The following is a 26,344-nucleotide window of genomic DNA, read 5'->3' on the forward strand; positions in this document are numbered from 1 at the left end:
AAGAAAGAAATCATCCGATGCCTCAAACGCTACGTCGCCCGCGAACTCTACAAAGCCTTCACCACCGACCTCGGAGCACTTGACAATCTATAGGACCATCTCGTCGCTCGCGCTCCTCGCACCTCAGGGATCACGGGTTTCGAGGTTCTTTTGGATTAGGGATCAGAGTTCCCGGCGCCTAGTTGATCGTGGCCGTCTCGATGGTCACCGGGAGCTTCGGCTCACCGTCCCCGGGCTGGCTGCCGATCGGGCCGGGGTTGATGCCGCCGGCGTAGACCTTGTCGAGCACCGCGAGTCCGGGTTCGTCGACCTTGCCGACGATCGAGTAGTCCGGGCCCAACTGGCTGTCGTTGATCACGATGAAGAGCTGGCTGGACCCGGTGTTCGGGTTCTGTCCGCCCTGGCTGCTGTTGGCGATCGCGATGGTGCCGCGCGGGTAGATGACGGGCTGCGAACCGGTCGTCGGATCCGGCTGCCCGACCGTCTGCAGGTCGGTCGGCGGCTCGTCGGGGCTGGTCCAACCGGGCCCGCTCATGCCGGTGCCGGTGGGGTCGCCGCACTGCAGGATCTTCAGCGTCTCGCTGGTGGTCATGCGGTGGCAGGTGGAGTCGTCGTAGAACTTGTTCTCGATCAACGAGGTCACCGCAGCCGTGTTGCACGGCGCGCCATCGCGTTCGAGCGTGATCGGCAGGGTGCCCTGGGAGGTGACGAACGTGGCCTTCTCGGTGCCCGACTTGAGGACGCGCTCGTCGGGCTTGGGCGAGGTGCGCTCGTTCTCCGCGGCCGCCTTCAGCTCGTCGAGTTCGGCTTGGTACTGCGCTCGCTGATCGGCCGGGACGTTGTCGGGCACCTGATCGGGCAGCTGGTCGAAGCGGCTCGGGGAGTCCTCGTAGGCGCAGGTCGTCCAGCGTGCGGCCTCGCGGTCGTCCATGATCTTCTTCACCACGACGGCGGTCACGCCCGCGACCACGGCGACCACGACGGCGGTCGAGACGGAGGCGATGACGATCTTCCGCTTGCGCCGGGCGAGGCGCTCGGTCTCGAGGCGTTCTTCGAGCTTCCGCTTCGCCGCCTCGCGGCGCTCCTCATTGGTGGACACGCGGGTGGATCCTCCTGAAACCTCGGCATGGCTGTGCCGACATCGTCGTGGATGTCACTTACTCGGGGGCAAGTGTGCCAGTTGTACCTGAGAACGGGGTGCGGCGGGTCGCGAGCCATGCCGCCTACGCAACAATGGACACCGACGTGTGTGCGTCGTCCTGTCCGCGCCGACCCGAGGAGCAGCATGCTCATCACCGGATTCCCCGCCGGGATGTTCCAGACGAACTGCTACATCGTCGCCGCCGAGGCGGGATCGGAGGCGGTGATCATCGATCCGGGCCAGGATGCGGCGCCGCGGGTCCGGGAACTGCTCGCCGAACACGACCTCACCCCGGTGGCGGTGCTGCTCACGCACGGTCATCTCGACCACACCTGGAACGCGACGGAACTCTGCGACGAGTACTCGATCCCGGCCTACATCCATCCCGCGGATCGTCCGATGCTCGCCGATCCCGGTCTCGGCATCGGACGGGCGTTGGGCGCGATGATCGGCGACCAGGAGTTCACCGAGCCGGAGAAGGTGGTCGAGTTCGCCGACGGCGAGTCGGTGGAACTCGCCGGGGTCTCCTTCTCGGTCGATCTCGCGCCCGGACACACACAGGGCTCCGTGCTGCTCGGGGTCGACGTCGACGTGCCGGACGAGACCCGGGATCAGGCCGGGCCCGACACGCCGTCGGTGGTCGGGGTCTGCTTCTCCGGTGACGTATTGTTTGCCGGTTCGATCGGCCGGACGGATCTCCCCGGGGGCAACCATCAGCAGTTGCTCGACTCGATAGCGGCGAAACTCCTGCCGCTGCCCGCGGAGACGCTGGTCCTGCCCGGCCACGGACCCCAGACCACCATCGGCCAGGAGAGTGCGAGCAATCCCTTCCTGGCCGGCCTCGAGCACCAGAGCACGCGACCGAAGGGACGACACGGACTGTGAGCGGAGCATTTCAGGCCCCCCGGGGCATCCCGGACTACTTCCCGCCGAACTCGGCGGACTTCCGGAGGGTCCGGGACACGCTCACCGACGCAGCGCGTCGTGCCGGCTACGGCCACATCGAACTGCCGGTGTTCGAGGACACCGCGCTGTTCGCACGCGGGGTCGGGGAGTCGACCGATGTCGTGAGCAAGGAGATGTACACCTTCGCCGACCGCGGCGACCGCTCGGTGACGCTGCGTCCCGAGGGCACCGCGGGCGTGGTGCGCGCGGTGATCCAGCACGGTCTCGACCGCGGCCAGCTGCCGGTGAAGGTCTGCTACGCCGGGCCGTTCTTCCGCTACGAGAAGCCGCAGACCGGCCGGTACCGCCAGCTGCAGCAGGTCGGCGTCGAGGCGATCGGTGTCGACGACCCGGCGCTCGACGCCGAGGTCATCGCGATCGCCGACGAGGGCTATCGCCGACTCGGGCTGACTGGGTTCCGGCTGGAGATCACCTCGCTGGGTGACGACGAGAGCCGGCCGCGCTATCGAGAGGCCTTGCAGGAGTTCCTGTTCGGGCTCGACCTCGACGAGGCCACCCGGATGCGCGCCGAGATCAACCCGCTGCGTGTCCTCGACGACAAGCGGCCGGAGATCAAGGCGGCGACCGCAGGCGCACCGCTGCTCATCGACTATCTGTCCGACGACGCGAAGGCGCACTTCGACCTCGTCCTGGCGCACCTGGACCGGCTGGGTGTCGTCTACGAGATCAACCCGCGTCTGGTGCGCGGCCTGGACTACTACACGAAGACCACGTTCGAATTCGTCCACGACGGTCTCGGTGCGCAGTCGGGCATCGGCGGCGGCGGGCGCTACGACGGTCTGATGCGGCAGCTGGGCGCCAAGCAGGATCTGTCGGGCATCGGGTTCGGGATCGGCGTCGACCGGACGATGCTGGCGCTGGAGGCCGAGGGCGTCGCGGGCACCGAGGCGGCCCGCTGCCAGGTCTTCGGAGTGCCGCTGGGCTCGGCGGCCAAAGCCGAGCTCGTCGGTGTCGCAGGCGCTCTGCGCGCCGCCGGGATCAATGTCGACCTGGCCTACGGCGATCGTGGCCTCAAGGGTGCGATGAAGGCAGCCGACCGTTCGGGGGCGCGGCTGGCGCTGGTGCTCGGGGAGAACGAACTCGCCGAGCGCCGGCTGGAGATCAAGGACCTGAGCAACGGCGAACAGCACCGGGTCGCCCTGGACGACGTGGTCGCCGAGGTCCGTCGCCTCCTGGGCTGAGCCCGCCGCACATTCCGCCGCTGAGAACCGCCCCGCACAGCTCGACCGACGACGATGTGCGGCCGGCGGACCTGTGATGGGCGGTTTTCGGCGCCCGCCCTCGGGGAGATCTCACCCGGAGGGCGGGCCGGCGACCTCGGCCACGAGGACGTCCAGCGAGACACCGCCGAGAGCCAGTGCGCGCGAATGGAAGTCCTTGAGCGTCCAGTCCGGGTGCCGGCGGAGGGCGGCGGTGCGCGTCTGCTCCCACACGCGCTGGCCGAGCGCATACGAGGGCGCCTGGCCGGGCCAGCCCAGATAGCGGTCGAGTTCGAAACGCAACACGGCGTGGTCCATCGCGACCGACGAGGTCAGGAACGTCCAGGCCTTGTCGGCGTCCCAGATCCCGCCGCCGAGGGACTCCGGCGCGGGCAGGCGGCAGTGGACGCCGATGTCGACCACGACCCGCGCGGCCCGCAGCCGCTGCGAGTCGAGCATCCCCATGCGGTCGCCCGGGTCCTCGAGCCAGCCGAGCTCGTCCATCAGGCGTTCGGCGTAGAGCGCCCAGCCCTCGCCGTGTCCGGAGGTGAACGACGCGAGCTTGCGCCAGGCGTTGAGGTCGGGGTCGACGATCGCCGATCCGAGCTGGAGATGATGCCCGGGCACGCCCTCGTGGTAGACCGTCGTCTTCTCCTGCCAGGTGTGGAAGACGGTCTGGTCGTCGGGCACCGCCCACCACATCCGGCCCGGGCGGGACAGATCCTCGCTGGGCTGGGTGTAGTAGATGATGCCGGTCGACGACGGGGCGAGCCGGCACTCCAGCCGGGACAGCCGGGCCGGGAGGTCGAAGTGCGTGCCCGCCAGACCGGCGACCGCCGCGTCGGACGTCGCCTGCATCCAGTCGACGAATTCCGCGCGATCGTGGATCTGGTACTGCGGCTGACGATCCAGCCAGGCGAGCGTCGCCGCGACCCCCTGTCCGGGGAGCAGACCCTCCGCGATCTCCTGCTGCTCGGCGACGATCTGCTGCAACCGGGTCATCGCCCAGGCATAGGCGTCGTCGGGGTCGGCGTCGGCGCCCAGGTAGGCCGGCAGGTGCAGCAGGTAGCGGTCGCGGCCGACCGCGTCGTCGTCGACGGCCTGAGCGAGAACGCCGGTGCGCAGGTAGTGGGCGAAGGTCCCGAACGAGGTCCGCGCCGCGTCGAGCGCGGTGGCGAGGGTGCCGGCGAGCGCCGGGTCGGCCGCGATCGGTGCGGTGTTGCCGGCGATGGCATCGGCCGCGGTGTCGGCCTGCCGGGCGACCGCCGCCACCTGTCGACGGGCCGGCGGCGGACCGTGACGAAGCCGGTGGGCGAGGCCGTCGACGACGTCGGTGAGCGACGCCGGGATCGCGGTGAGGCGGGACAAGAAGGTCTCCCGCTGCTCGCGGGTGTCGGTGGGCATGAGGTCGAAGACGTCGCGCAGCGCCTGCAACGGTGACGCGATGACATTGCAGTCGCCGATGTGCTCGCCCGCGTCGGCGAGTGCGAGCTCGCGACGCAGCGAGGCGCTCATGGTCGCGACGGTGACGCGGTCGATGGCATCGACGACGTCGGCGCCGCCCAGTGCGGAGAGGGTGCCGGCGGCGACCTCGGCGCGTTCGGCGCACCCCTGCGCGGAGAAGTCGGTCAGCCGGTCGTCGTGCCCACCGCGCCCGATCTCGGTGGCGAACAGCGGATCGAGCGCGCACAACCGGTCCAGATGCGCCTCGGCGATCGCATCGACGGCGGTGGGCCTGCGAGGGGCGGTCCCGCCGGGGTCGGTGGCGTTCACAGGTCGTCGGTGGCGAAGGTGTCGCAGCGATCCGGATCGCCCGACTGGTAGCCGACGGTGAACCACCGCGTGCGTTGGGCGGCCGAACCATGAGTCCAGCCCTCGGGATTGGAGCCCGCGCCCTGGATGGTGTCGTCGCCGATGGCCTTCGCGGTCTGGATGACCGTCGCTATCTGCTCCTCGGTGATGGGCGCTAGGAGGGCGTCTGGGCCGTCGTCGGCGTGATGGGCCCACACCCCGGCGAGGCAGTCGGCCTGCAATTCGACCCGCACCGAACCCGATCGCGGTCCCTGCGAACCCATCCGCTGACCCTTGGCGAGGGCGCCGGTGAGGTTCTGCACGTGGTGTCCGTACTCGTGGGCCACGACGTACTCCTGCGCGAGGGGCCCGTCGCTGCCGCCCATGCGACGCAGCTGGGCGAAGAACGTCGGATCGAAGTACGCCGTCGAATCGGCGGGACAGTAGAACGGACCGGTCGCCGAACTCGCCGCGCCGCACCCGGTGTTCACCGCGTCGGAGAAGATGACCGTCTGCGGTGGCTCGTACTCGGGCCACAGATCCGACCACACCGTGTCGACGCTGACGGTGGTCGCCTTGATCCGGCAGATCGTGTTCTCGTTGGCCATCTCATAGGTGCACTCGTCCAGTTGCTGCTGGATCTGCGCGGCGTCCGACGAGGTGCCGGGAGCGGGGCCGCCGGCGCCGAGCAGATCGCCGGGGTTCACCCCGAAGAACAGCGCGACGATCGTGATGAGGAGTCCCGCGCCGCCGCCCAGCGCGATCCGGCCCCCACCGCCTCCACCGCCGCCGGAGACGCTGCCGGTGTCGATCGATCCGCTGCCTTGGAAGGTCACGCGGCCATTCTGGCACGATCGGCACCCGCCCCTCGCTGCCTCGGCGAAGGTATGCGATTGACGGCCGGGGGCGCGGATACGGCACCATGGACACCTGGTCTGCGTTTCCGCCGACCGATTTCGACTCCTGGAAGGATTCTCAGTGCTCCGCACGCATTCCGCAGGTTCGCTGCGCCGCGCCGACGCGTCGCAGACCGTCACCGTCGCCGGGTGGGTCGCACGCCGACGCGACCACGGTGGCGTGGTCTTCATCGACCTGCGCGACGCCACCGGATTGGTCCAGGTGGTCTTCCGCGACGAGTCGGTCGCGCCGGCCGCCCACCGTCTGCGCGCCGAGTACTGCGTCACCGTGACCGGCGTCGTCGAGGTGCGTCCCGAGGGCAGCGAGAACCCCAACCTGAGCTCCGGCGAGATCGAGATCAACGCCGTCGAGCTCGAGGTCCTCAACGAGTCCGCGCCGCTGCCGTTCCAGCTCGACGAGTCGCCGGGCGAGGAGGCGCGCCTGCGTCACCGCTACCTCGACCTGCGGCGTGCGGGGCCCAGCGCGGCGCTCCGCCTGCGGTCCAAGGCGAACGCGGCGGCGCGCGGCGTGCTCGCCGCCCACGACTTCACCGAGATCGAGACGCCCACGCTGACCCGGTCGACGCCGGAAGGGGCACGTGACTTCCTGGTTCCGGCGCGCCTGCAGCCCGGCACCTTCTACGCCTTGCCGCAGAGCCCGCAGCTGTTCAAGCAGCTGCTGATGGTCGCGGGCATGGAGCGGTACTACCAGATCGCGCGCTGCTACCGCGACGAGGACTTCCGCGCCGACCGGCAGCCGGAGTTCACCCAGCTCGACATCGAGATGAGCTTCGTCGACCAGGACGACGTCATCGCCGTCGCCGAGGAGATCCTCGTCGCGCTGTGGAAGCTCATCGGCGTCGACATCACCACCCCGATCCCGCGGATGACCTACGCCGATGCGATGCGCCGATTCGGTTCGGACAAGCCGGATCTGCGCTTCGGTATCGAACTCGTCGAGTGTGCCGACTACTTCAAGGACACCCCGTTCCGCGTGTTCCAGGCACCGTACGTCGGAGCGGTCGTCATGCCCGGCGGTGCGTCGCAGCCGCGCCGCCAGCTCGACGCATGGCAGGAATGGGCGAAGCAGCGCGGGGCACGCGGTCTTGCGTACGTCCTCATCGCCGAAGACGGGACCCTCAGCGGGCCGGTCGCCAAGAACCTCTCCGAGGAGGAGCGCTCCGGTCTGGCCGCCCATGTCGGTGCGGAGCCGGGTGACTGCGTGTTCTTCGGTGCGGGAGAGGTGAAGTCGACCCGCGCCCTGCTCGGTGCCGCGCGCGGTGAGATCGCCTCGAAGCTCGGGCTCATCAAGGACGGGGACTGGGCGTTCACCTGGGTGGTGGACGCGCCGATGTTCGAGCCGGTTGCCGACGCGACGGCGTCCGGCGATGTCGCACTGGGACATTCGGCCTGGACCGCGGTGCACCATGCGTTCACCTCGCCCAAGCCGGAGTCGATCGACGCCTTGGAGTCCGATCCGGGTTCGGCCCTGGCCTACGCCTACGACATCGTGTGCAACGGCAACGAGATCGGCGGCGGATCGATCCGTATCCATCGGCGGGACGTGCAGGAGCGCGTCTTCGAGATCATGGGCATCGGCCACGACGAGGCGCAGGAGAAGTTCGGCTTCCTGCTCGACGCCTTCGCCTACGGCGCTCCGCCGCACGGCGGCATCGCCTTCGGATGGGACCGCATCACCGCACTGCTCGCCGGCGAGTCGTCCATCCGCGAGGTGATCGCGTTCCCCAAGTCGGGTGGCGGCGTCGACCCGCTGACCGACGCCCCCGCGGCGATCACCCCGCAGCAGCGCAAGGAATCGGGGATCGACGCCAAGCCCGCACCGCGGGGCGGCGCCGACCAGAAGGACGCCGAGCAGAAGGGCGCCGACCAGAAGGACGCCGGGAGCACTGCCTGAGCCGAAAAGCGGTGGACCGAAGTGAGTTCGGCCACCGTGTTCCCGGCGCGGTGCTCGTCACCCGGCGCCTGGAGGTCATCTGTGATGAGATCTCCACCATGGCGCACAGCGGTGGGATCGAGTCGGCTGCCGGAATAGTGGTGACGGGCCCGGGCGGGGAGTTCCGCCGGTGACGATCAAGGTTGCCCTCGAGCATCGGACGGTGTACTCGTTCGACCGGCCGACCAAGATCTACCCCCACGTCGTCCGCCTGCGTCCGGCGCCGCACTCGCGCACACCGATCGAGGCGTACTCGCTCACCGTCGACCCCGGTGAGCACTTCCTGAACTGGCAGCAGGACGCGTTCAGCAACTATCTGGCGCGCCTGGTGTTCCCGGAACCCTCGACCACCCTCGGGATCACCGTCAGTCTGGTCGCGGACCTCACCGCGATCAATCCGTTCGACTTCTTCATCGAGGAGTGGGCCGAGTTCTACGGGTTCGACTATCCGGCCGAGCTGCGGCGCGACCTCGAGATCTTCCTCCGGCCGGCCGGGGTCACCGACGGTGAATTCGCCGGTGCGCCGGTGCATCCGGAGATCGCGAGGTTCGCGGCGAAGCACCGGCCGGCCGGCCGCACGCGGGTCATCGACTTCCTGGTGCGCCTCAACGCCGCGGTGCGCGACGCCGTCGGCTACACCGTCCGCCTCGAGGCCGGCGTGCAGTCGCCGGAGTACACGCTCTCCAGTGCCATCGGTTCCTGCCGGGACTCGGCCTGGTTGCTGGTCGCCCTCCTCCGCGAACTCGGGTTCGCGGCACGCTTCGTGTCCGGATACCTCGTCCAGCTGACCTCGGACGTGAAGTCGCTCGACGGTCCGTCGGGTCCCGACGCCGATTTCACCGACCTGCACGCGTGGACCGAGGTGTACCTCCCCGGGGCCGGTTGGGTTGGACTGGATCCGACGTCGGGTCTGTTCGCCGGCGAGGGGCACATCCCCTTGGCGGCCACCCCGCATCCGGTCGGCGCCGCACCGATCACCGGTTCGACCGGCCCGTGCCACGCCACTCTGGATTTCACCAACACGGTCACGCGGTTCCACGAGGACCCACGCGTCACGCTGCCCTACACCGCGGAGCAGTGGGGCCGGGTCACCGATCTCGGCGCGCTGGTCGACGAACGGATGGAACGCAACGACGTACGCCTGACGATGGGCGGCGAGCCGACGTTCGTGTCCATCGACAACCAGACGGACCCGGAGTGGCGCACCGCCGCGGACGGTCCGCACAAACGGTTGCTGGCCGGGCGGCTGGCCGACCGCCTCATGACGGCGTACGCGCCGGGCGGCCTGATGCGGCGCAGCCAGGGCAAGTGGTATCCCGGTGAACCGCTGCCGCGGTGGCAGCTCGAACTGATGTGGCGCGCCGACGGTCTGCCGATCTGGCGGAATCCGGAGTTGCTCGCCGACCCGTGGGCGACGCCGGACGACTGTGCCGCGGCGATCGACCGCGAGACCCACGGCCCGAACCCCGACGACCTCGGCGACCCCGGCCCGGCCCGGGAACTGCTCACCGCCTTCGCGACGCGACTGGGACTTCCGATCGCCCAGGTCGTGCCGGCCTACGAGGACCCGCTGGTCCGGATGCGGGAACTCGCCGCGATGCCGCCCGGTGACCCCGGAACCGACCCCACCCTGCCCGCCGCACGGTCGTTCGCGCAGGCCGAGATCGCCGTCGACGCCGATTCGGCGGACGGCGACGACGACGAGAGCCTTGCTCCGACAACGGATTCCGTCCGACGCAGACGAGCCCTGATCGAGCGGCTCGACGCCGCCGTCACCCAGCCGAGTGCGCACGTGTTGCCGCTGAGCCGCTCGGAGGACCGGACCGCGTGGCAGAGCGCGGTGTGGACGACCCGGCGGGGACGGATCGTGCTGACCCCCGGCACCTCGCCGGCCGGCTTGCGGCTGCCGCTCAACTCGCTGTCGTGGGGTCCGGCCCCGACGCTGTTCGAAGCCGATCCGTCCGCACACCACGACGACCTGCCGACCGACCCGTCGGCGGCGCTGGGGCACACCGTCCGCGAGGTGGACCCCGCGCAGTTCCTGCCCCGGACCGCCCTCGTCGCCGAGGTCCGCGGCGGCGTGCTCCACGTGTTCATGCCGCCGACCTCGACCCTGGAGGAGTATCTCGCGATCGTCGAACTCGTCGAGGACGCCGCCGCCACTGTGTCGACGCCGGTCGTCGTCGAGGGGTACGGACCGCCCGCCGATCCGCGACTCGTCTCGTTGTCGGTGACCCCGGACCCGGGGGTTGTCGAGGTCAACATCCAGCCGACCGGGAGTTTCGCCGAGCAGTCCGAGCTGCTCGAATCGCTCTACGACCATGCCCGACAGGTGCGGCTGGGCACCGAGAGCTTCGACCTCGACGGGAGCCACGGTGGCACGGGCGGCGGCAATCACATCACCCTCGGCGGCGTCACGCCCGCCGACTCGCCGATGCTGCGCCGCCCCGACCTGCTGGTGTCGATGCTGACCTACTGGCAACGGCATCCCGCGCTGTCGTACCTGTTCTCCGGCCGGTTCATCGGCACCACCTCGCAGGCGCCGCGTGTCGACGAGGGTCGGGAGTCCTCGCTCTACGAGCTGGAGATCGCCTTCGCCGAGATCGACCGGCTCGCGGTCAAGAATTCTGGCGACGGTGCCCGGGCCGGCGGACGCTTCGACGGCGCGCCCCCGAACCCCTGGGTCACCGACCGGGCGCTGCGGCATCTGCTCACCGACATCACCGGCAACACGCACCGGGCCGAGTTCTGCATCGACAAGCTCTACAGTCCCGACTCGGTGCGCGGCCGGCTGGGCCTGCTGGAGCTGCGGGCTTTCGAGATGCCGCCCCACCACCGGATGGCTATGGTGCAGTCGCTGCTGGTGCGGAGCCTGGTGTCGTGGTTCTGGGAGAAGCCCTACCGGGCCCGGTTGATCCGCCACGGCGGCGACCTACACGGCAAACACCTGTTGCCGCACTACGTCATCGCCGACATCGCGCTGGTCGCCGAGGAACTCCGCGAGGCCGGCTATCCGTTCGAGACCGCCTGGCTGGACCCGTTCACCGAATTCCGCTTCCCGCGTCTGGGGACCGTGCAGATCCGGGACCAGGAGATCGAGCTGCGCGGTGCCATCGAGCCGTGGAACACGTTGGGGGAGGAGGCAACCGGAACGGGCACGGCCCGGTACGTGGACTCCTCTGTCGAGCGCGTGCAGGTGCGCGTCCTGGGTGGTGAGGACGATCGTTACCTGTTGACCTGCAACGGTTTCCCGATTCCACTGCGCGCCACCGGTCGCACCGGTGAACGCGTCGCCGGTATCCGGTTTCGGGCCTGGCAGCCGCCGAGCTCGCTGCACCCGACGATCACCATCGACACCCCGCTCACCTTCGACCTGATCGACACGGTCAACGGCCGGTCGGTGGGCGGTGCCACGTACCACGTCGTGCATCCCGGAGGACGTGCCTACGATCGGCCGCCGGTCAACGCGGTCGAGGCCGAGTCCCGGCGCAACGGGCGGTTCGAGGCGGCCGGTCACACGACCGGCACCGTCGACGTCGGGCTGCTGCGGGAACGACAGTCCCGGCAGGCCACCGACTTCGGGGTGCCCGGGATCCTCGACCTCCGGCGGGCACGTACAGTTCTTCGGTGACCTCTTCGCCGGGCAACGCTTCCGCGGTGTTCGACCGCTACCGCGCCGAGGGCCACACTCTCTTCGATCCCGACCGTCTGACCCGTCTCGCCGCATCCGCGGACCGGCCGGCCGACTCCTACGACGAGCTCCTGGAAGCCGACGGCGCGATCCGTCCGGCGTGGGCCGACCTGGCCCGCATCTACCAGCTGCGCGGTCCGGACCGCCTCCGCGAGTCCGCGGCCCGGCTGGCCGCAGCCGTCAGCGACGACGGCGTGGTCTACAACGAGTTCGACGGTCAGCACACCGTGACCCGCGACTGGGATGTCGACGCGGTGCCGCTGGTGATCGACGGCGTCGAATGGGCCGAACTCGAAAAGGCCATCACGCAGCGGTCGATGCTGCTCGACCTGCTCCTGCGTGACCTCTACCGCGATCAGAAGACGATCGCCGCCGGTCTCGTGGCGCCCGAGATGGTCTTCGGCCATCCCGGTTACATCCGCAAGGCCGCCCGACTCGAGGTCGCCGGGCCGCACGCGCTGTTCCTGCACGCGGTCGACATCTCGCGCACCGCCGACGGCCGGTTCGTCGCCTACCGGGACCGCACCCAGGCGCCGTCGGGGATCGGTTACTCGATCGTCGGGCGGCGGCTGATGTCGAAGACCTTCCCGCAGCTGTTCCAGGCCTGCGCACCGCGGCCGATGACCACTTTCGCCGGCACGATGCGGCTGGCGCTCACCGAGTACGCGCCGCCCGGGGTCGACGACCCGACGGTGGCGGTCCTCAGCCCCGGCAGCATGTCCGAGACCGCCTTCGACCAGGCCTATCTCGCGTCGGTGCTCGGCTTCCCCCTCGTCGAAGGCGCCGACCTCACCGTTCGCGACGGCGCGGTCTACATGCGCTCGCTAGGTCGCTACAAGCGGGTGGACGTGCTGCTGCGACGGGTCGACGCCGCCTACTCCGACCCGCTGGACCTGCGGACGGACTCCCAGCTCGGCGTCGCCGGGCTGGTCGAGGCGATCTCGCGCGGCACGGTGACGGTCCTCAACACCCTCGGCTCGGGGGTGCTGGAGAACCCGGCGCTGCACACCGTGCTGGAACGTCTCGCGCCCGTCCTGCTCGACGAGGACCTGCGGCTGGGTTCAGTCACCACGTACTGGGCCGGAGATCCGCTGCAGCGCAGCCTGATCCGTGATCGACTGGCCGCCCTGGTCCTGACGAACACGAGTACGGGGGAGGAGTTCATCGGCCCGTTGCTCGCCGCGACCGATCGCGCCGACCTCGCCGCCCGGATCGAGGCCCAGACCTGGCAGTGGGTGGCCCGCGAGCTCGAGGCGTTCTCGGTGGCCCCGACGATCACCCCCGGCAGCGGTTCCGGTGGACCGATCGCGACGCTGCGGGCGGCGCCTGTGTCGGTGCGCGCGTTCAGCGTGGCGCAGGGTCCCGGGTACGCGGTCATGCCGGGCGGCCTCGGGGCCGTTCTCGCCGACGGGGTCGCCGGCGCCGCCCACCACGTCGTGGCCGCCAAGGACGTGTGGGTCACCAGCACCGAGGTGGGCGGGCACGTGTCGCGGCGGTCGGAGACCCGCGGTGAGCCGACCGGGGAGGTCGCGGGTACGTCGGCGGGTCGCCCGGTGACCCGGGAGTACTCCGACGTCGCGGCCGCGGCCAGTCCGCGCGTCCTGGCGGACCTGTTCTGGCTGGGCCGCTACGGGGAGCGGACCGAGCTCGTGACCCGCCTCGCCAAGGTGTCCCGCGAGCGCTATCAGGACTTCCAGTACCGGCCGTGGATGTCGGGCACGCCGGCGGTGCCGCTGCTGTTGCACGCGGTCGCCACGGTGACGGGCACCGCGCGCTACCTGGACACCGCCGGCCTGCTGTTGCCGGGTTCGGACCGGCCGCCGTCACCCGATCAGGTCAACGAGGCGATCGAGAAGATCGCCGACCTGACCGTGTCGCGATCGGTGCCCGGGACCATCGCCTACTCGGTCGACCGGCTGATCAGCACGGTCCGGGCGGTCCGGGACCAGATGTCCACGAGCACCTGGATGGTGCTCGCGCCGGTCGAACGGATCATGGCGAGCACGACCCGGCTGGTCCTCCGGTCGCGCGCGGACGCCGGGGCGGGCGACGCAGCGCTGGACCTCGGACCCGATCTGGCCCGCGCGCACGACGAGATCCTGCACGGCGTCCTCGCGCTGACCGGGCTGCAGGCCGAGTCGATGGTGCACGACCCGGCCTGGATGTTCATGGACGTCGGGCGACGCATCGAACGGGCCGTCACCCTCGCCGACCTCACGCTCGCGATGTTCGCCGACGCGCAGGACACCGACGTCGAGCAGGCGCTGCTGGAGTCCTACCTGGTGGCCAATGAATCGTCGGTCATCTATCGGCGCCGCAACCGCGGGCTGTATCAGGCGGCCAGTGTCGCCGAGCTGCTGCTGTTCGACCCGACCAATCCCCGATCGATGATCTTCTGCCTCGACAAGATGAGCGCCGACCTGTCGTCCGTCCCGGAGACCCTGCGGTCGGCGGGCGCCGAACGGGCCGTGCAGGACATGATCGCCGAGTTGCGCCGCGGCGACCCCGCCGACCTCGTGCGGGTCGACGCCGACCGGAGGCGCCCGGAACTCGTCGAACTGATGACGACCCTGCGCACCGGGGCGCGCGAACTCTCCGATCTGCTGACCCGGACCCGCTTCGCCACCCCGCGCCAGGCGCGACCGATCTGGGCCGGTGGGGAATCGTGAGCACGCGCGTCTACCGTGTGCTGCACCGGACCAGCTACACCTACGACGACGACGTGTCGTCCTCGTACGGGCGCTGCCATCTGACCCCGCGCGACCTGCCCGGCCAGCGCGTGCACTCGACATCGGTCGAGATCGAACCCGAACCCGACGACCGGTCGACGGGGCTCGACGTCTACGGCAACCACGACAGCTATTTCCATGTCCGGACCGCGCACCGCGAGCTGACCGTGACCGCGCGGTCGGTCGTGGAGGTGGATCCCGTGGACCCGGGCGTCCTCCTGAGTCCGGCGGCCCGGGGTCCCTGGGAACAGGCGCGACCGTGCGTGGTCGACGGGCGGGCCAGCGCCCTGGCCGCCGAGTTCGTCCTCGATCTCGACCCGCCCGAGATCACCCCCGCGGTGCGCGACTACGCCGCCGGCATCTTCACCCCCGGTCGGCCGCTGGCGGAGGCGGTCATCGATCTGACGTCGCGGATCTTCACCGACTTCACCTACCGGTCCGGGTCGACGGCCATCACCACCCGGGTCGACACCGTCCTGCAGCGTCGCGAGGGCGTCTGCCAGGACTTCGCCCGGATCGCGATCGCCTGTCTGCGGTCACAGGGTCTCGCCGCGCGGTACGAGTCGGGGTATCTCGCGACCGAGCCGCCGCCCGGCAAGGAAAAGGTCTTCGGTGCCGACGCCAGTCACGCCTGGGCGGCCGTCTGGATGCCCGACGGTCGCTGGCTGTCGTTCGATCCGACCAACGACAAGCTGGTCGACGAACGCCACGTCACACTGGCGTGGGGGCGGGATTACGACGACGTCCCGCCTCTCCGAGGGGTCATCTACACCGATTCCACGAAGAGCCGGATCGACGTGTCGGTCGACGTCCGGCCGACAGATGACCTCACCGCGGACTGAACCGGGCACATCGGACTCGCTTGCTCGGTAAGTCGCTGTGCCACAGTGTTTTCGGCGCACGTTTTCGGGCTATACCGGTAACGACGTGGTACAGATGGACGAACGCGCTGTTGCGACAACGTTGCAACGGGTAGGTTGGTTGGCGACATGACGGTCATTACGGAAAGCCGCATCACCAGCGTGGTGCGGGCGGCAGAGGCGCTGCTGTCACACCGCGCCGGATCAGCAGTGGTTCTCGACGATCCCGAGGACCTCGGCGGCAGCGGACGCACCACGGTCGTGCGGGTCCGCGTCGCCCAGAACCCCCTCAGCCTGGACCGCTCGCTGGTGATCAAGGCCCTTCCCGAACACGAGGACCCACAGGCCTTCCACCGGGAGATCGCGTCGTACAAGTACGCGACCGCACTCCCGAACGAATCGCGCCCGGGGCCGCAACTGATCGCCTCCGACACCGATCTCCGCATCATGGTGCTCTCCGACCTCGGCCACGGCCGGACGATGCTCGAGTACCTGGCCGGCGTCGACCCGGTCGAGACCTCACGTGCTGTCAGTGCCTGGGGCCAGGCACTCGGCCGGATGCACGCGGCGACGGTCGGCGGCGAGGGTGACTTCCTCGCGCTGCTGCGGCGCGGACCATCGGGTATGCAGGGACGCGACATCCTGCGCGACGAGGCGTTACGGTCGATCGACTCGGTGGTGGGGCACGCGGCCGCGCTCGACGTCGAGGTCCCCGAGCAGGTGGTGGAGTCGTTGCGTACCGCGGCGACGCTGTTCGACGAGGGCGATCACCGCGCATTCAGTCCGTCGGATGTCGGGCCCGAGAACATCCTGCTCAACGACGACGGCGTGCAGTTCATGGACTACGAGTGGGGCGGCTTCCGCGACGCCACCCTCGACATCGCCTACGCGCTCGTGACCATCACCGCGCAGCTTCCGCCCCGGACCACTGCTCGGGCCACCGACCTCGAGGTTTCGATGGTCGACGCCTGGCGCTCGGAGGTGCACTCGATCTGGCCGGCGCTCGCCCATGAGCGGGAGATGCAGCGCAAGGTGCTGCTCGCCCGTCAGTTGTGGGTGTGGCTGTCGACGGTGTGGATGCTGCCGAGCGACCCGCTGGCCTCCACCGGCCCGGACGCGGATGTCGAGGCGCCCGACTTCGAGCCGGCCGACGTCACTGCCGCCGGCTTCACGCATGACTGGGCGTTGCACACGAACGACCCCCGTGTGATCGTCAGCCGCTGGACCGACCTCGCCGCCGCCGCGGGACGCGCGGGCGACGAGGAGATCGCGGTGTTCGCGACCGCGATGGGCGTCGCGCTGCAGCGCATCTGGCTGGCCTGACACGCCCGTGGACGGACTGTTCGACCCACCCGACGATCCTCGGGCCGGCTCCGACGGGCATGGCAACGCCGGTGGTCTCACCGCACCGCCGGCCCCGACCGCGCCCCTGGCGGTCCGGATGCGGCCGCAGACCCTCGACGAGATCGTCGGACAGCAGCACCTACTCGGCACCGGTTCGCCGCTGCGCAGACTGATCAGCGGCTCGGGCGCGGCGTCGGTGCTGCTCTACGGGCCGCCTGGAACCGGCAAGACCACCATGGCCTCGCTCATCGCGCGCGCCACCGGCGGCCGCTTCGAGGCCCTGTCCGCGCTGTCGGCGGGGGTCAAGGAGGTGCGCGCAGTCATCGACGTGGCCCGGCGCCGGCTCATCGGTGACGGCAAGAACGGCGGTCAGCAGACGGTCCTGTTCATCGACGAGGTCCATCGGTTCTCGAAGACGCAGCAGGACGCGTTGCTCGACGCCGTGGAGAACCGGATCGTGCTGCTCGTCGCGGCCACGACCGAGAACCCGTCGTTCTCGGTGGTCGCGCCGCTGTTGTCGCGGTCGCTGGTCCTGCAGCTGCGGTCCCTGACCGATGCCGACATCCGAGAGGTGCTGACCCGGGCGGTCGCCGACCCGCGTGGGCTCGACGGCAAGGTCGAGGTGACCGACGCCGCCTACGACCACCTCGTCGCGGTGTCCGGCGGGGACGCGCGCCGGGCGCTGACCGCGCTGGAGGCCAGCGCCGACGCCACCGACCGGATCGACCTCGCCGATGTGGAGACCGCGATCGACCGCGCCGCCGTCCGCTACGACCGGGACGGCGACCAGCACTACGACGTGACGAGTGCGTTCATCAAATCCATCCGGGGTTCCGACGTCGACGCCGCCGTGCACTATCTCGCCCGCATGATCGCGGCGGGGGAGGACCCGCGGTTCATCGCGCGGCGCCTCATGATCCACGCCAGCGAGGACATCGGCATGGCCGACCCGACGGCCCTGCAGACCGCGGTCGCGGCCGCTCAGGTCGTGAACCTCGTCGGGATGCCGGAGGCCAAACTCGCGCTCACACAGGCCACCATCCACCTCGCGACGGCACCGAAGTCGGCGGGCGTGGTGTCGGCGATCGGCGCGGCCCTCGCCGATGTCGGGTCGGGCAAGGCCGGCGCGGTCCCGGCCCATCTGCGTGACAGTCACTATCCGGGGGCCAAGAAGCTCGGTAGCGGTGTCGCATACCGCTATCCGCACGATGATCCCGACGGGGTTGTGCCACAACAGTATCCGCCCGACGACCTGGTCGGCCGCGACTACTATGAGCCGACCGATCACGGCCTGGAGCGCGAAATCGGGCCGCGGGTCGCGAAGTTGCGATCGATCGTGCGTGGCGCGGTGTCGCGGCGCCGGTCGCGCTGACCCTTCGTGCCGGCGTTTGCCCAGTGCAGAGTCCCTGCGCCCCCGGCGACTCGCCGACGGTAGGCTGGGATGTCGCGACAAACAACGGCCGCTACCACCGAACGGCTGGGACCACCAACGGCTAGGACGAAACCCACAGTGCAGACGCATGACATCCGGAAGCGCTTTCTGGACCACTTCATCAAAGCCGGGCACACCGAGGTGCCGAGCGCTTCGCTGCTCCTCGACGACCCCAATCTGTTGTTCGTCAATGCCGGCATGGTCCCGTTCAAGCCGTTCTTCCTGGGTGAGCAGACGCCGCCGTACTCGCGGGCGACCAGCGTGCAGAAGTGCGTCCGCACCCTCGACATCGACGAGGTCGGCATCACCACCCGCCACAACACTTTCTTCCAGATGGCGGGCAATTTCTCCTTCGGCGACTACTTCAAGCGCGAGGCCATCAGCTTCGCCTGGACGCTGCTGACCAACAGCGTCGACGACGGCGGTTTCGGTATCGACCCGCAGAAGCTGTGGCCGACGGTCTATCTCGACGACGACGAGGCCGAGGCCATCTGGCGCGACGAGATCGGCGTGCCGGCCGAGCGCATCCAGCGACGGGGCATGAAGGACAACTACTGGTCGATGGGCGTCCCGGGTCCCTGCGGGCCGTGCTCGGAGATCTTCTACGACCGCGGACCCGAGTACGGCGTCGAGGGCGGGCCGGAGGCCGACGAGGACCGCTACATCGAGATCTGGAATCTCGTCTTCATGCAGAACGTCCGCGGTCCCGGGGGCGGCAAGGACAACTACGAGATCCTGGGACCGCTGCCCAAACAGAACATCGACACCGGTATGGGCGTCGAGCGCGTGGCCTGCATCCTGCAGGGCGTCGACAACGTGTACGAGACCGACCTGTGCAAGCCGATCATCGACCTCGCCGCGGAACTGTCCGGACGTGCATACGCCGCCGGTTCGCATGCCGACGACGTCCGGTTCCGCGTCGTCGCCGACCACGCGCGGACCTCGGCGATGCTGATCGGCGACGGCGTGCTGCCCGGCAATGACGGCCGCGGGTACGTCCTGCGCCGCCTGCTGCGTCGGGTCGTCCGGTCGATGCGGTTGCTCGGCGCCGGTGACAATCAGCCGACCATGGGCACAATCATCGGCAAGGTCATCGACCTGATGTCACCGTCATACCCCGAGCTGGAGACGCAGCGCCGGCACATCGTCGACGTGGCCGTGGGCGAGGAGACCTCCTTCTCCAAGACCCTGGCCGCGGGGTCGAAGCTGTTCGCCGACGCGGCGAGCGCCACCAAGAGTGCGTCGCGTACGACCATCACCGGTTCCGACGCCTTCACGCTGCACGACACCTACGGCTTCCCGATCGACCTCACCCTGGAGATGGCCGCCGAGGCCGGTCTCTCGGTGGATCAGGAGGGCTTCACCGCCCTGATGGCCGAGCAGAAGCAACGCGCCAAGGCTGACGCGACCGCCCGCAAGACCGGGCACGCCGACCTGAGCGTCTACCGGGACTTCCTCGATCGCGGGCCGACCGAGTTCACCGGCTTCGACGAGCTGGTGTCGGAGGCGCGGGTGCTCGGCCTCGTCGCCGACGGCGCACGGCTGCCGGCGGCGTCGGCCGGCCAGGAACTGACGGTCGTCCTCGACCGCACCCCGCTCTACGCCGAATCCGGTGGCCAGATGGCCGACGTCGGCACCATCACGACCGGGTCGGGAGTGCGCATGTCGGTGACCGACGTGCAGAAGGTCGGCAAGTCGGTGTGGCTGCACAAGGTCCGCATCGACGAGGGGGAGATCGAGGAGGGCGACGAGGTCCTCGCAGCGGTCGACACCGCGTGGCGTCACGGCGCCACGCAGGGCCATTCCGGCACCCACATGGTCCACGCCGCGCTGCGCGAGGTCCTCGGCCCCGGCGCGACGCAGGCCGGTTCGCTGAACCGGCCCGGTTACCTGCGCTTCGACTTCAACGCCAGCGGCCCGGTGACCGAGGCCCAGCGACGCGAGATCGAGGAGATCAGCAACGCCGCGGTCGAGGCGAACTATCAGGTCAACACGTTCGAGACGGGTCTGTCCGAGGCCAAGGCGATGGGCGCGATGGCGCTCTTCGGCGAGAACTACGGTGACGTCGTCCGCGTGGTGGAGATCGGCGGGCCGTTCTCCATGGAGCTGTGCGGCGGCACGCACGTGGCGTCGTCATCGCAGATCGGACCCATCACGCTGATCGGGGAGTCCTCGGTCGGGTCGGGTGTCCGGCGCGTCGAGGCCTACGTCGGCATGGACTCGTTCCGGTTCCTGTCGAAGGAGCGTGCGTTGCTGGCCGGCCTGGCGTCGTCGCTCAAGGTCCCGTCGGAAGAGGTGCCCGGCCGGGTCGAGCAGCTCGTCACCAAGCTGCGTGACGCGGAGAAGGAACTCGAGCGGGTACGTGCCGAGGCGGCCCGGGCCGCGGTGTCCGGTCTCCTCGACACGGCGACGACCGTCGGTGCCACCCTCGTCGTCGAGGGACGGGTGCCGGGCCTCGACGCCAACGGGTTGCGCTCGGTGGTGACCGACCTCCGCGGCCGAGTCGCCGACCGCCAGGCGGTGATCGCGCTGTTCTCGCCGAGCGGTGACGGACCGGATGCCAAGGTGCCGTTCGTGATCGCCACCACGGCGGCCGCCCGCGACGCCGGGATCAAGGCCGGTGACCTCGTCAAGGAGGTCGCGCCGTTGGTGGGCGGTCGTGGCGGTGGCAAGCCGGATCTGGCCCAGGGCGCGGGCACCGATCCCGCGGGGATCGACGCGGCACTGACGCGAATCCGCGAGTTCGTCGCCTGATGCCGGATCCGCACACCCGGGCCGATGGTCACCAGCGGACCCGCGGGCGACTCCTCGGGATTGACGTCGGAAGCGTCCGGATCGGCGTCGCCGTGTGCGATCCCGACGGCATCCTCGCCACACCGGTCGAAACGGTGCGTCGAACCCCTTCGCGCACAGACGATATCGACCGCATCGCGGCGCTGGTCACGGAGTACGAGGCCGTCGGCGTGGTCGTGGGGCTACCGAAGACGCTCAAGAACACCGCGGGGGCGGCGGCCGAGACCGCACAGGAATTCGGGGACCGTCTCGCGACCCGGATCGACCCGGTGGCCGTGCATTGGCACGACGAACGTTTCACGACGGTGACCGCACAGCAGGCACTGCACGCCAGCGGCCGGACGGTGAAGTCCTCGCGCGCGGTGATCGACCAGGCCGCGGCGGTCGCTATTCTGCAGGGGTGGTTGGATGCGCGACGGTGAGTCAGGGGAGCCTCCGGTGACCGATGATCGGCGTCGCACCCGGCACCGAGACGGCCAGGGACGCCGTGCCGAGGGCATGGATCCCGAGCGTCTGCGGTACTTCACGCAGTCGGCCGACGGGTCGCCCCACACGCGGCACCGCCGCCGGCGCGCCGGTGGCGAGAATGCCGAACCGGCTCCCCGGCGCCCGGCCCCGCCGAATGTCCCGCCCGCCGAACAGGCGCGGCCGGTATCCGGCACGCCCGGCCCCCGCGCGACGCCGGTTCGCATCCCGCCGGGGCAGCCGCCCACCCCGCCGCCGGTGGCACCACCGCGGCCCGGCCCGCCGCAGCCCGGTCCGCCGCAGCCCGGTCCATCAACGGCTGCCGGGGGTCCGGTCGAAGACGACGTCGACACCGACTTCACCATGGCCCGTCCGGCCGCTCCGGCGCCTCCGGCCCGGGGTCCTCGCCCCGACGAATCTCGTTCTTTCCCGGACGATTACGCCGCGGAGGAGTTCACCGCTGCCGACTACGAGCCGGCGGGTCACGGGGCAGAACGCCATGACGCCGAGCTGTACGACACCGGGCGCTACGACACCGGTGGCCACGACGCCGGGCGTTTCGAGACCGGGCGTTTCGAGACGCCGGGCACCGCACGCCCGATCCGCGACGACGATCGCGTCGCCCGACGAGACCGGCGCTTCGACGAGCACGACGAGCACGACGACTGGTGGCCCGGCGCCGACGACACCGAACCCGACCAGCAACAGCGCCGTACGCCGCGCCGCAAGCGCAGCCGGGGCAAGCGTCGTGCGGTCCTCGCCGTCGCGATCGTCTTCATGCTCGCGCTGATCACCGGGGTCGGCTACTACGGTGTGCGCGCCACCGGCCTGCTCGAGTCGCGCAAGGACTACACCAACGCCGCCGGTTCCGGCGATGTCGTCGTCGACATCCCGGACAACTCCACGCTCGCCGACTTCGGCCGCATCCTCGTCGACGCCGACGTGGTGGGCAGCGTGCGGGCGTTCGTCGACGCCGCCGGTGGACAGCCGATGTCCGGCGGCCTCTACAAGATGCGCACCCAGATCCCGGCCACCACGGCCGTGGAGATGCTGACCGCCGACGGCGCCGTGCACCGCGTCGGGCGGGTGGTGATCCCGCCAGGGCTGCAGCTCGATTCGAAGACCGGTATCGACGGCAAGGTCACCCCGGGCATCTTTCAGCTCATCGAGAACGCCACGTCGTTCTCGTTCAACGGGCAGCAGGAGGGGGTGACGGTTGCCGACCTCGAGAAGGCCGCCGCCGAAACCACCCCGGCCGAGCTCGGTGTGCCCGCGTGGGCCGAACAGAACGTCGCCGAGATGACGGGCGATCACCGCCGGATCGAGGGGCTCATCGCGCCGACCACCTGGGAGCGCATCGAACCCGATCACACCGCCACGCAGATCCTGCGGGAGATGATCTCCAGCAGCGCGACGATGTTCGAACAATGGGGACTGCTCGACCGCAACAACTCCGGACTCGAGCCGTACGACACCCTGATCGCGGCGTCGATCGTCGAGCGCGAGGTCCGGCATGTCGAGGATGCGCCGAAGGTGGCGCGGGTCATCCGTAACCGCCTCGACCGCGACCAGCTGCTGCAGATGGATTCGACGCAGAACTACACGGCCGACATCACGAACATCGATGTCCACGGCGAGGCGTACAAGAACGACAACGAGTGGAACACCTACCGGTACAAGGGGTTGCCGCGCACGCCCATCGCGGCGGTCGGCGTGCCCGCCCTGGAGGCGATGCTCGACCCGGCGCCCGGCGGATGGCTGTACTTCGTCACCGTCGACACCGCCGGGACCACGTTGTTCGCAAACACCTTCGAAGATCACATCCGCAACCGCCAGGTCGCCTGCCGCAACAAGCTGGTGGCCACCGGCTGCAGCCAGTGAGCAGCGGACCCGCCATGAACACCGTGCCCGCCGACGTCCGCTCACCGCACGGTGACCACCGTCGGGCCGCGGTTCTGGGGTCGCCGATCACGCACTCGCGCTCGCCGCGTGTCCATCTGGCCGCCTACCGGGCACTCGGGCTGGTCGACTGGCGGTACGACCGGATCGAGTGCACCGCCGACCGTCTGCCCGAGATCGTCTCGGGAGCCGACGCCGACTTCATCGGGTTCTCGGTCACCATGCCCAACAAACGCGCTGCCCTCGAGTTCGCCACCGAACGCACCGAACGCGCCGAACTGGTCGGGTCGGCGAACACCCTGGTGCGCGTGGCGACCGGTTGGCGCGCGGACTGCACCGACATCGACGGCGTGTCGGGAGCGCTCACCGACCTCGCGGTCGACGCGGACCTCGCCGCCGGGACCTCGCCGGTCGCCGTGGTCGTCGGAGCGGGTGGCACGGCACTTCCGACCATCATGGCGCTCGCCGAGACGGGCATCACCGACGTCACGGTGGTCGCCCGCGACGCCGGCCGGGCCGCGCCCGTCCTCGAACTGTGTGAGCGGTTGGGGATGAACGGAGACGTCGTGCCCTTCGAACCCGCCGAGGCGCTGGCCCGAAGGTGTCGCGAGTCCGCGGTCGTCGTGTCGACGGTGCCGGCCGACGCGGCCGCGGTCCTGACGCCCGCCGTGGCGCGGGCACGCAAGGTCGTGGACGTGATCTACGACCCCTGGCCGACTCCGCTCGCGTCCGCGGTCGTCGCGGCCGGTGGAACCGTGGTCGGTGGTCTGGTCATGCTCGTCAATCAGGCATTCCGACAGGTCGAGCAGTTCACCGGGCTGCCCGCACCCCGCGACGTGATGGTCGCGGCACTCACCGCCCACTGATTCCGGGGGAGCTCCGACTCCGTCCACAGGACGTGCCGGTTGTGGACGGGCGAGCGGTGCCGGTCGATCACCCCGACATGCTCGACCGATGGCCGAGTGCGTGATCCTGATCTGGCTGTCGGTCATCGCGGTGACCGACGCCGACACCCGCCGGATCCCGAACGTGCTCGTCTGGCCCGGTATCTGCGGTGCGGTGGGCGCGTGCGCAGCCCACCCCGGCGCGGCGGTTGCCGCGCTGGTCGCCGCGGCCCCGTACGCGCTCGCCTTCGGGATGCGATGGTGCGGCGGCGGGGACGTCAAGCTCGCCATCGCGTGCGGTGCGCTCACCGTACGGTGGGACGCCGCCCTGCTCGTGGTGGCGCTCGCCTCGGTCATCGCGGTGGGCACGGTGGTCGGCGATCGCGTGGGCCGCCGCGCCCCCGCCGGCCGCGGGTCGCATCCGCACGGACCCGCGCTCGCCGCTGCCACGATCGTCGTCGCCGGTCTGTTGTGACGCGTGCTACGCGTGGTTCGGCGGCGCCGCCGTCGGACCGGGCTCGGCAGCATGGAACAATCGATCACTGTGTTGCGCTGGATAACTGCCGGAGAATCCCACGGTCCCGCCCTGGTCGCCATCGTCGAGGGCATGGTGGCCGGTGTCGAGGTCACCTCGTCCGACATCGCCGGGCAACTGGCACGCCGCCGGCTCGGCTACGGCCGCGGTGCGCGGATGAAGTTCGAGGCCGACCAGGTCACCGTGCTCGGCGGGGTTCGTCACGGCCAGACCATGGGCGGCCCGGTCGCGATCGAGATCGGCAACACCGAGTGGCCCAAGTGGGAGACGGTGATGGCCGCCGACCCGGTGGACGCGGCCGAACTCGAGGGAAGCGCCCGTAACGCACCGCTGACGCGTCCCCGCCCCGGGCACGCGGACTACTCCGGCATGCTCAAGTACGGCTTCGACGACGCCCGTCCGGTGCTGGAGCGCGCGAGCGCCCGCGAGACCGCCGCGCGTGTCGCCGCGGGCACGGTCGCCCGCAACTTCCTCCGCCAGGTACTGGGCGTCGACGTCATCTCCCATGTCATTTCCATCGGCGCGAGCGATCCCTACGTCGGTCCGCCGCCGCGCATCGCCGACCTCGAGGCCATCGACGCCAGTCCGGTCCGGGCGTTCGACGCCGAGGCCGAGAAGTCCATGATCGCCGAAATCGAGGCGGCGAAGAAGGACGGCGACACCCTCGGCGGCGTGGTCGAGATCGTCGCCACGGGGGTGCCCGTGGGCCTCGGCTCGCACGTGAGCGGCGACACCCGCCTGGACGCCAAGCTGGCGGCCGCCCTGATGGGCATCCAGGCGATCAAGGGTGTGGAGGTTGGCGACGGTTTCACCACCGCCCGCCGGCGTGGCAGTGAGGCCCACGACGAGATGGTGCCCGGTGCCGACGGCGTCCTGCGATCGACCAACCGCGCGGGCGGACTCGAGGGCGGCATGACCAACGGCGAGGACCTGCGCGTCCGGATCGCGATGAAGCCGATCTCGACGGTGCCGCGTGCGCTGTCCACGATCGACATGTCGACCGGGGAGACGGCCAGCGCCATCCATCAGCGTTCCGACGTCTGTGCCGTGCCCGCGGCGGGCGTCGTCGCCGAGGCGATGGTCGCGCTCGTCGTGGCCCAGGCCGCTCTCGAGAAGTTCGGCGGCGACTCGGTGACCGAGACCGGCGCGAATCTCGCCGCCTACCGGGCTGCCGTCGACGCGCGTCCGCCCCGGGCATGACCCAGCCCCCGGCACCCCCGACCCCGACGCGTCCGACGACCGGTCGCCGCCCGGCGGCCGTACTGATCGGTTTCATGGGAGCCGGGAAGTCCACCGTCGGTCGCATGCTCGCCGACCGGCTCGGCGTCGACTTCATCGACACCGACATCGAGCTCGTCCGGCGCACCGGCCGCAGTATCCCGGAGATCTTCGAGTCCGACGGTCTCGAGGGATTCCGGACGATCGAGGCCAACGTCGTCACCGATGTCCTGGACAACCACGGCGGGGTGGTGTCGCTCGGCGGCGGCGCGGTGACGACCGCCGGGATCCGCGAGGCGCTGGCCGACCAGCGCGTCGTGTACCTGCGGGTGTCGGCCGAGCGCGGGTACGAGCGCGTGTCGGGTACCGATCGTCCTCTCTTGGCGACAGCCGACCCCGCCGCTCGGTACGCCGAACTGCTCGCCGAGCGGACACCCGTCTACGAGGCGGTCTGCACCTTCGACGTCGACGCCGACCCCGACCCCGACGCGGTGGCCGACGCCGTGGTCGTCCAACTCGCCCGTGAACTGATGTGAGGAAGCCGAGT

The 26,344-nt window shown here is 70.2% G+C and carries 18 protein-coding genes; 15 read left to right on the forward strand and 3 right to left on the reverse strand.

All coding sequences use genetic code 11. From position 1 onward, the window contains the following. Nucleotides 1-178 precede the first annotated feature (178 nt). Complete coding sequence (locus KB201_RS17070) at nucleotides 179-1,099, reverse strand: peptidylprolyl isomerase (RefSeq protein ID WP_058250323.1); 921 nt, start codon at nucleotides 1,097-1,099, stop codon at nucleotides 179-181. A 186-nt stretch (nucleotides 1,100-1,285) separates the two neighbouring features. Here KB201_RS17070 and KB201_RS17075 point away from each other — a divergent pair, with 186 nt between their 5' ends. Both KB201_RS17075 and hisS read left to right on the forward strand, forming a co-directional pair. Then, the gene (locus KB201_RS17075; protein ID WP_058250324.1) at nucleotides 1,286-2,026 is read left to right on the forward strand and encodes an MBL fold metallo-hydrolase; all 741 of its coding nucleotides are present in this window, start codon (nucleotides 1,286-1,288) and stop codon (nucleotides 2,024-2,026) included. Next, nucleotides 2,023-3,288 carry a histidine--tRNA ligase gene (hisS, locus tag KB201_RS17080; RefSeq protein ID WP_058250325.1) on the forward strand — a complete coding sequence of 422 codons (1,266 nt, stop codon included), beginning with the start codon at nucleotides 2,023-2,025 and terminating at the stop codon, nucleotides 3,286-3,288. Before KB201_RS17075 ends, hisS begins: the two co-directional genes overlap by 4 nt. A gap of 111 nt (nucleotides 3,289-3,399) precedes the next feature. Here hisS and KB201_RS17085 read toward each other — a convergent pair whose 3' ends face one another. After that, nucleotides 3,400-5,079 (reverse strand): DUF885 domain-containing protein, encoded by a 1,680-nt coding sequence (locus KB201_RS17085; protein ID WP_058250326.1) that lies wholly within the window; start codon nucleotides 5,077-5,079, stop codon nucleotides 3,400-3,402. After that, nucleotides 5,076-5,933 (reverse strand): neutral zinc metallopeptidase, encoded by an 858-nt coding sequence (locus KB201_RS17090; RefSeq protein WP_058250327.1) that lies wholly within the window; start codon nucleotides 5,931-5,933, stop codon nucleotides 5,076-5,078. Before KB201_RS17090 ends, KB201_RS17085 begins: the two co-directional genes overlap by 4 nt. A 142-nt stretch (nucleotides 5,934-6,075) precedes the next feature. Here KB201_RS17090 and aspS point away from each other — a divergent pair, with 142 nt between their 5' ends. From aspS to KB201_RS17155, 13 genes are all read left to right on the forward strand, one after another. Next, entirely contained in the window at nucleotides 6,076-7,908 is a 1,833-nt protein-coding gene (gene aspS / locus KB201_RS17095) for an aspartate--tRNA ligase (RefSeq protein WP_058250328.1), read from the forward strand. Between the two features lie 169 nt (nucleotides 7,909-8,077). After that, entirely contained in the window at nucleotides 8,078-11,578 is a 3,501-nt protein-coding gene (locus KB201_RS17100) for a DUF2126 domain-containing protein (protein ID WP_211539944.1), read from the forward strand. Next, a complete protein-coding gene (locus tag KB201_RS17105; protein ID WP_058250330.1) occupies nucleotides 11,575-14,307 on the forward strand; it encodes a circularly permuted type 2 ATP-grasp protein in 2,733 nt (910 codons plus the stop codon). The genes KB201_RS17100 and KB201_RS17105 overlap by 4 nt, the downstream gene beginning before the upstream one ends. Continuing rightward, nucleotides 14,304-15,209: a transglutaminase family protein gene (locus KB201_RS17110; protein WP_058250331.1), complete on the forward strand. Its 906-nt coding sequence runs from the start codon at nucleotides 14,304-14,306 to the stop codon at nucleotides 15,207-15,209. Before KB201_RS17105 ends, KB201_RS17110 begins: the two co-directional genes overlap by 4 nt. Before the next feature lie 147 nt (nucleotides 15,210-15,356). Next, the gene (locus tag KB201_RS17115) at nucleotides 15,357-16,550 is read left to right on the forward strand and encodes a hypothetical protein (protein ID WP_058250332.1); all 1,194 of its coding nucleotides are present in this window, start codon (nucleotides 15,357-15,359) and stop codon (nucleotides 16,548-16,550) included. A gap of 7 nt (nucleotides 16,551-16,557) precedes the next feature. Further along, a complete protein-coding gene (locus tag KB201_RS17120) occupies nucleotides 16,558-17,943 on the forward strand; it encodes a replication-associated recombination protein A (RefSeq protein ID WP_058250333.1) in 1,386 nt (461 codons plus the stop codon). Nucleotides 17,944-18,081: 138 nt separating this feature from the next. Further along, entirely contained in the window at nucleotides 18,082-20,757 is a 2,676-nt protein-coding gene (gene alaS, locus KB201_RS17125; RefSeq protein WP_058250334.1) for an alanine--tRNA ligase, read from the forward strand. Further along, nucleotides 20,757-21,218, forward strand: coding sequence for a Holliday junction resolvase RuvX (ruvX, locus tag KB201_RS17130; RefSeq protein ID WP_058250335.1), 462 nt, complete (start codon nucleotides 20,757-20,759; stop codon nucleotides 21,216-21,218). Before alaS ends, ruvX begins: the two co-directional genes overlap by 1 nt. After that, nucleotides 21,205-23,142, forward strand: coding sequence for an endolytic transglycosylase MltG (gene mltG / locus KB201_RS17135; RefSeq protein ID WP_058250336.1), 1,938 nt, complete (start codon nucleotides 21,205-21,207; stop codon nucleotides 23,140-23,142). The genes ruvX and mltG overlap by 14 nt, the downstream gene beginning before the upstream one ends. Nucleotides 23,143-23,156: 14 nt before the next feature. Further along, nucleotides 23,157-24,026, forward strand: a complete 870-nt coding sequence (locus KB201_RS17140) for a shikimate dehydrogenase (RefSeq protein WP_211539946.1) — start codon at nucleotides 23,157-23,159, stop codon at nucleotides 24,024-24,026. 88 nt (nucleotides 24,027-24,114) lie between these two features. Beyond that, nucleotides 24,115-24,519, forward strand: coding sequence for an A24 family peptidase (locus KB201_RS17145; RefSeq protein ID WP_211539948.1), 405 nt, complete (start codon nucleotides 24,115-24,117; stop codon nucleotides 24,517-24,519). Between the two features lie 51 nt (nucleotides 24,520-24,570). Next, nucleotides 24,571-25,779, forward strand: a complete 1,209-nt coding sequence (gene aroC, locus KB201_RS17150; protein ID WP_211539950.1) for a chorismate synthase — start codon at nucleotides 24,571-24,573, stop codon at nucleotides 25,777-25,779. Next, entirely contained in the window at nucleotides 25,776-26,333 is a 558-nt protein-coding gene (locus KB201_RS17155) for a shikimate kinase (RefSeq protein WP_058250340.1), read from the forward strand. Before aroC ends, KB201_RS17155 begins: the two co-directional genes overlap by 4 nt. The last annotated feature ends 11 nt before the right edge of the window (nucleotides 26,334-26,344 follow it).

The organism is Gordonia sp. SCSIO 19800 (genome assembly GCF_018132775.1).
GTDB lineage: Bacteria > Actinomycetota > Actinomycetes > Mycobacteriales > Mycobacteriaceae > Gordonia > Gordonia hongkongensis.